Raw genomic sequence first — 6,930 nt, 5'->3', positions numbered from 1 at the left:
GAGCCGCTACATATAACTTTTTAGGGATAATATATTGTTGTGCTTCAAATACGAAGTACTCTACTGATGAGTCGCCTTCTATTACACTGTTTGAATCAAAAGTAGTGCCGTTTTCATCAGCTATTCCATTTGTACCAAAGTAGGTAATACCGGCAACTGCGTTACCAGCCGCGTCCGCAAACGTGTAGTCATCAGACGATTTACCAACCATAAAAATTAAGCTAGTTTCGTCAGATGGTTGATAAGCTAAATTCAACTGGATAATTGATTGCTCAAGACCAGGCATGGCGCCCACGTGAGTATCACGTTCATTTGAAGGTGATGCTGAGAAATTATAGTTTTCACCATCGCCAAAGCGATAATTTGTTGTTGTTACACCATCAAGACTTGCTACACCATTTTCAAAACGTAATTGGTCGCCTTGATTCGCTTTTAATAAGTTTAAACCGGCTTTAAAGCCACCTTCAAATTCTAGAGTACCTTGAAGTCGGTAGTTGTAACCTCGGTCTTCTTGAAAAGCTTCACCAAAACTAGAAGTAGTGATATGGCCTGTAACATTATAAGCACGCACTACACCGCTATCGAAAGTTTCGCTATAGCTTAGCTGCGCGCCATTTTCTGCGGTTGCATAATCTGTTATACCGTTACCAATTAATGCATTACCTTGGTTATCTGCACCGTCTTGAAAGCCTTTAAATTGAAAAGGCGAACCACCAATGTTACCCAAGCGTAATATTAAATTAGCATTATCTTTTGGTGTTCCATAAAGGCCTAGTAGGTCAAACTCAATACCTGCAAAGTCATTGTGGAATGAAAAATCACGGTCCTCACCACCAAAGTCATTAGGCTCTTCGGCAATGTCTATGTCGGCTGTGATGTATTCATTAATATGAAATTTAAGCATTAGATTTGCTCTAATACGTCCAAACCCTGACTCTTGTTCTTCATCTTCTGGACGAAATGCGCCATCTTTCGCTTGAATTGACTGAAAGTTTTGCATTAATAAGAAATCTACGTCAATGCGATCTAAGTACTCTGAAACATCAGCCTGTGCAGGTGCTGATGTAGCCATAGCTGCCGCTATGAGAGAAATTGCAAATTTAGTATTTTTATTATTTAACATAATAAGCTCTTTATTTAGTGTGGTGTGTAAGTACAGTGTGTAGATGAGAAAATACTGAGCAATAGCATAAGAAACTAATGAAATCGCATTTGTGAGCATGAGCCCATCTGGTGAGCATAATCACAGAATGAATTTAGAAGGTCAACGATTTTTTATTACATAAAGTTTACAAAAAATAGAGTTATAGTTTAAATATTTTTGAATCAATAAGTTAAGTAGCAAATTTGTTACAGTAATTTAAGTCGGAAATTCTGTTTTAGATGTATTTATTTAAAACAAGTAAACGGTTTGTTTGATATATGAACCAGAGTGAATTAAATAAAATACTCATGCGCGGGTTTTAGTGGTTTAAATTTACTCAAGCTAGGTTAAAGGAAACACTTAATGTTAAATAACGATCATTACTTATATATGTAGCAAAAAATATATAGCCAACTAAACGTTGTAGATTTTTATATAGATAAAAAATAATAAAAGCTGTAAACGGTATATTAATTACGCTTTTTTAAGCAACTATCTTGAGCTTACGTGGGGGTTAGCATAGTATTGAAAATACTTAAGATGTATTAAATATAGAAGTAATTAACATATGGAATTTGTTCGCCCTCTAGAGCCTATCCTCATCATTGATGATGTTAAGGAAATACGTGATTATCTAAATCAAATTTTAACTGAGCTCGGCTTTGAAGACATTTTAGAAAGCGCCAACTTCAACTCAGCTAAACCATTAATGAATGAAAAATCACCCAATGTTATTTTTTTAGACGTTGATTTACCTGACTCTGATGGCACCGATATTCTGGAGTTTATAAATGATACATACCCACATGCTCACGTTGTTATGTGCTCTGGGCATAATAGCTTCGAAAATGTTCAAAACACGTGGGAATTAGGTGCGAAAGGTTTTATAGCAAAACCTTTTAACGCTAAAAAAGTTGATACCGTAATGAAACGCCTCGAACTCATAGAATAATAAAAAAGGTTAACATGCAAAGTACCGTTACAGCGATTATAGAAGATTTATCAGGTGTTATTTTTGGCAAAAAACAACAAATTAAACTAGCGCTTACCTGCCTATTTAGTGAAGGACATTTACTAATTGAGGATTTACCTGGCATGGGTAAAACAACGCTTTCTCATGCTTTAGCTGCGGTACTCGGGTTATCTTATCAACGTATACAGTTTACAAGTGATTTATTACCTGCCGACATATTAGGCACAAATATATTTAATAGTAACGAGCACACCTTTACTTTTCACAAAGGTCCCATATTTAGCCAGGTTGTATTAGCCGACGAAATAAATAGAGCGGGTCCTAAAACACAAAGTGCTTTACTAGAGGCAATGGAAGAGCAACAAGTGACTGTTGACGGTAAAAAGTATTCACTTCCAGCTTCTTTTTTTGTGATTGCTACACAAAATCCATTATATCAGTCTGGTACTTACCCATTACCTGAATCTCAGTTAGACCGTTTTTTAATGCGAATTAGTTTAGGGTTTCCACCAAAAGAAGCCGAAAAACGCTTAATTTTAAATATGCAAAAACGTGACTACTCTATGTTACCAAAGCGAATAAATGAGCAGCAACTAGCAGAAATACAAACGGCTATTAGCCACATTACAATAAGCTCTCCGGTAATTGACTACATAATTGAATTAGTAAACTACACACGTAATAGTAATGCATTTGCTGCGTCACTATCACCGCGTGCAAGTATGGCTTTAGCTAAAGCTGCAAAATCATGGGCTTATATTGACGGACGAGATTTTGTAATGCCAGAAGATGTGCAGGCAGTATTTGCAAGTGTATGTCAGCACCGATTAGGCTTACATAACGAGTCGGGTGAGGCACAGGTAAACGATATTTTAAAAGCTGTTTTGGTACCGGTATAAAATCTTATGCCAAAAAAAACACTTAAGCGCCCTACTTTATTTAAGTCATTTAAGCGCGCAATATTTAATAAGCTATTAAAAAATAAACACTTAAAAAACTCCATCACACTTGAACATAAAACAATATATGTTTTACCATCATCTCTTGGATGGTACTTTGTTATTGTTGCTATATTAAACTTTATTATGGGTATTAATTATCAAAACAACTTAATTTTGATAATGGCTTATTTGATGTTTGTGGTAATAATAATTTCAGTGCTTATGGGGTACAGTAATGCAAAGGGATTAACTGTAACTTTTAAAAGTGTATTTCCGAGTTTTTCCCCTCAAAAACCTAGTTCTCAATTTATTTTACAAAGTCCTACAATTTGCCAATCTGTATCACTCACCTATCAAGGCGAATTACAAACTCAAGTACACAGTGATGAGGTTAATAATAAACCCCAAACAATAACTCTTAATTTACCTTATTCACACCGTGGGCAATATGCATTTGAACGAATAAAAATTGCTAGCAACTATCCATTTGGCTTAGTTACAGTGTGGAGTTACATTCAGCTACAAAGCGAGACTTTTGTTTACCCTTCTCTTGAAAAAGTATTAAGTGATGAGCACGTTAGTGCACTTGATGAACAATCGGATAGTGGAATAGCAAAAGAAGCTGGCAGCGAAGAGTTTGAATCTTTAATTCCTCACTTACCAGAGATGGGTCTGCAAAGAATTTCGTGGAAACATTATGCTAAAACGCAGCAATTACTTGTGAAAGAATTTGTTGATTTTAAAACAGCAAATGCTCTATTCGATTTTAAGTTAATGCATGGCGATACTGAACAGCGCTTAAGTCAACTGTGCTTTTTAGTCTGCGAAGCCACAGAGCAAAATACTCCTTTTATGCTAAAACTACCCAATAAAACACTAAACACCAATACAGGGCAGCATCATAAACAGCAATGCCTAGAATTATTAAGTGCATTTAATGGGGCTGTATAATGAATATAATTAAAAATGAAAAAGTAATAAATTTTTCTTTATGCTTTATATATGCGTGTTTGATTATATTTTTTATCGCACACTTACCCATTGTATTTATTAGTGTTTTAACAATACTGTGTGTATGGAATTTTTATATTACAACAACAAATAAATCCAAACCTAATGCGTGGTTAGCTAATATATTAGCAGGTGCCGCTCTTGGGTTAATGATTTACAGTGTTGGAATGTCTGACACGGTTATTTTATTTGTTGCTATGTTATTGCTTTCTAGCATATTTAAATTATTACAGGCTAAAACTAAAAAGCACTACCATATAATTACAACTCTTACGTTTTTCTCTCTTTCGGCTGTATATTTATTTAACCAAAGCATCGTTACCACACTCGTTGTAAGCGGCTTATACATATTAAATTTTGCAGTGCTTGGCTTATTAGAATCAAAACATAATTTGAAAGTGACGTCTAAACAAAGCGGTAAATTACTATTGCTTGCTTTGCCCTTAGCAATATTTTTATTATTATTTTTACCAAAAATGCCTGCGTTTTGGCAACTACCAGGTCCAAAACTTGCTAAAACAGGGCTTTCTGAACAAGTTGATCCTTTTGATATAGCTAAATTATCGAACTCAGATGAACTCGTCTTTAGAGCCACATTTAATAAGCAATCTCCAAGCTCCCCTTATTATTGGCGTGCTATTGTGCATGACGAATTTAATGGAAATGCTTGGTTAACATCCGACTTTTTAAAATATAATAATTTACATGCTCAAGAGCTAAACGCAGACTATGAAACGAAAGTTGAATACTCAGTAATAGCAGAACCCGCAACACAAAAATGGTTGTATGGACTTTCTTTCTCAACAAGTAATACAGATGGCGTGCAAGGAAACGCGCTTGGATTACTGAGGAAAAAGAAATATCAGGCAAAAAATCTGCAATACAATGTAAGCAGTGTAGCGCTTAATCAAACTCCTTTGTCACCAAGAAAAACGAAGCAATACACACTTCTCACAAGTAAAAACAATAGTAAAACACTAACACTCTCAGAAAATTTAAAACAACAAACAAAAAGTGACCGTGAATTTTATAATGCGTTATTACAGTACTTTGTAGATAAAAAGTTTACCTACACCTTAACGCCTTCACCTATGAGTGGTGACGATACTATTGATCAGTTTATATTTGATAATCAACGTGGCTTTTGTGGTCACTACGCCAGTGCCGCCGCTTATATATTTAGAAGTGCGGGAATTCCTGCTCGCGTAGTTAGTGGATATTTAGGTGGTGAACTTAATCAAAGTAATAATACGCTAACCGTTCGCCAGTATGATGCCCATGCATGGGTAGAAGTCTATTTAGAAAGCGAAGGTTGGCAGATTTTTGATGCTACCGCCGTTGTAGCACCAGAGCGTTTAAATGGCTCGCTTTCTCAAAATGAAGAATTAAACGATGAGTTCAAAAGTAATCTAGATTTTGGGCTTGTTAGCTTAAGTAATTTTGCAGCAATTAACTGGCTAAGGTTAGAACTCGAAAATTTAGATTATCAATGGGCAAGTTGGGTTCTTGGATTTGATGATGAAAAGCAAAGTGATTTTTTAAAATCAATTTTTGGAAGCAAAAACATTTGGTTGGTACCCTTAATTGTACTTTTAACAGCAGGCTTTTGTTTTATTGGGTACTTTGTGTATTTAAACTGGCCAAAACAAGGCTCTGCTAAATTAGCCCCTATGGTTAAAGAGTATTATCAAATAGTAAGTTGGGCTGAAAAACAAAAATTAAATATATCTGAGAATTTAACACCTAGTCAGCAACTTCAATATTTTGCAGTGCATTTGCCACAAGTTGCACAATCAATAAACGAATTTAGTAAATTATTTAACCAAGTACGTTATGAAAAAAAACCATTTACAAAAGAGCGTAAAACTCACGCTAAAGATCTGATAAAATTAATTAAAACTTCAAAACAGAGAAAACTATGAATGCTGTTGTTATAGGCGTTATTTTAATGCTTGGGCTATCTTTGGCCCGTGTAAACGTCATTGTTGCCATGACTATAAGTGCGTTAGTTGCAGGCCTAACTGCAGGCTTGGGAATAAAAGAAAGTGTTGATGCATTCAATTCAGGGCTTTCTGCAGGTGCGGAGATTGCACTAAGTTATGCAATGTTAGGTGCATTTGCCGTGGCTATTTCTAAATCAGGATTAACACGCATACTCGCCAATAAATTATTAGCGAAGGTAAATGCAAAAGACAGCAGTAATGAAACGTTCTTGAGCTACTTTATTTTATTAATTATCCTAGGTTGTGCTATTTCTTCACAAAATTTAGTACCTGTACACATTGCGTTTATTCCTATTTTAATTCCGCCCCTACTCGTTGTTTTTAATAAGTTACGATTAGATAGACGTGCTATAGCGTGCATTTTAACATTTGGATTAGCAACTTCTTACATGGTGTTGCCTTATGGTTTTGGTGGGATTTATTTATATTCTATTTTACATAAAAATCTTGTTGATAATGGTCTAGACATTGTAAATACACAAGTTCCTATTGCGATGATTATTCCTGCACTTGGTATGTTTATTGGGTTAATTATTGCAGTATTTGTTACCTATAAAAAACGCCGTGAATACACAGAGCAGCCATTAACAACTCAGAGTAAATTGGCTGATGTCGAAAACCCTAAAAAAGTAATGATTGTAGGGCTTTTTGCAGTACTTGCCTCGCTTGTTGCACAAAACCTAAGTGGTTCAATGATTTTAGGGGGTTTAGTTGGTGTAATGATATTTAGTGTATTTGGTGTGGTTAAATGGGAAGAAAACGGCGACGTATTTAGCAAAGGCGTTGCGATGATGGCCATGATTGGTTTTATTATGATATCGGCACAAGGCTTTGCATCGGTTATGCAGGCTACTGGCG

At 35.3% G+C, this 6,930-nt stretch carries 6 protein-coding genes; 5 read left to right on the top strand and 1 reads right to left on the bottom strand.

From position 1 onward, the window contains the following. The coding region (locus L647_RS0102540; RefSeq protein ID WP_024609804.1) for a hypothetical protein at positions 1–1,123 on the bottom strand (1,123 nt) is incomplete at its 3' end. 589 nt (positions 1,124–1,712) lie between these two features. Here L647_RS0102540 and L647_RS0102535 point away from each other — a divergent pair. From L647_RS0102535 to L647_RS0102515, 5 genes are all read left to right on the top strand, one after another. Continuing rightward, on the top strand, positions 1,713–2,096 hold the full coding sequence (locus L647_RS0102535; RefSeq protein ID WP_024609803.1) for a response regulator: 384 nt from the start codon (positions 1,713–1,715) through the stop codon (positions 2,094–2,096). A gap of 14 nt (positions 2,097–2,110) precedes the next feature. Then, a complete protein-coding gene (locus L647_RS0102530; RefSeq protein ID WP_024609802.1) occupies positions 2,111–3,016 on the top strand; it encodes a MoxR family ATPase in 906 nt (301 codons plus the stop codon). 6 nt (positions 3,017–3,022) lie between these two features. Then, the gene (locus tag L647_RS0102525; protein ID WP_024609801.1) at positions 3,023–4,009 is read left to right on the top strand and encodes a DUF58 domain-containing protein; all 987 of its coding nucleotides are present in this window, start codon (positions 3,023–3,025) and stop codon (positions 4,007–4,009) included. After that, complete coding sequence (locus L647_RS0102520; RefSeq protein WP_024609800.1) at positions 4,009–5,991, top strand: DUF3488 and transglutaminase-like domain-containing protein; 1,983 nt, start codon at positions 4,009–4,011, stop codon at positions 5,989–5,991. The genes L647_RS0102525 and L647_RS0102520 overlap by 1 nt, the downstream gene beginning before the upstream one ends. Then, positions 5,988–6,930, top strand: a 943-nt coding sequence (locus L647_RS0102515; RefSeq protein ID WP_024609799.1) for a Na+/H+ antiporter NhaC family protein, incomplete at its 3' end; no start/stop codon positions are given. The genes L647_RS0102520 and L647_RS0102515, both read left to right, overlap by 4 nt.

The organism is Pseudoalteromonas sp. TB64, from assembly GCF_000498095.1.
GTDB lineage: Bacteria > Pseudomonadota > Gammaproteobacteria > Enterobacterales > Alteromonadaceae > Pseudoalteromonas.
This window is presented reverse-complemented; position numbering and strand designations above follow the sequence as displayed.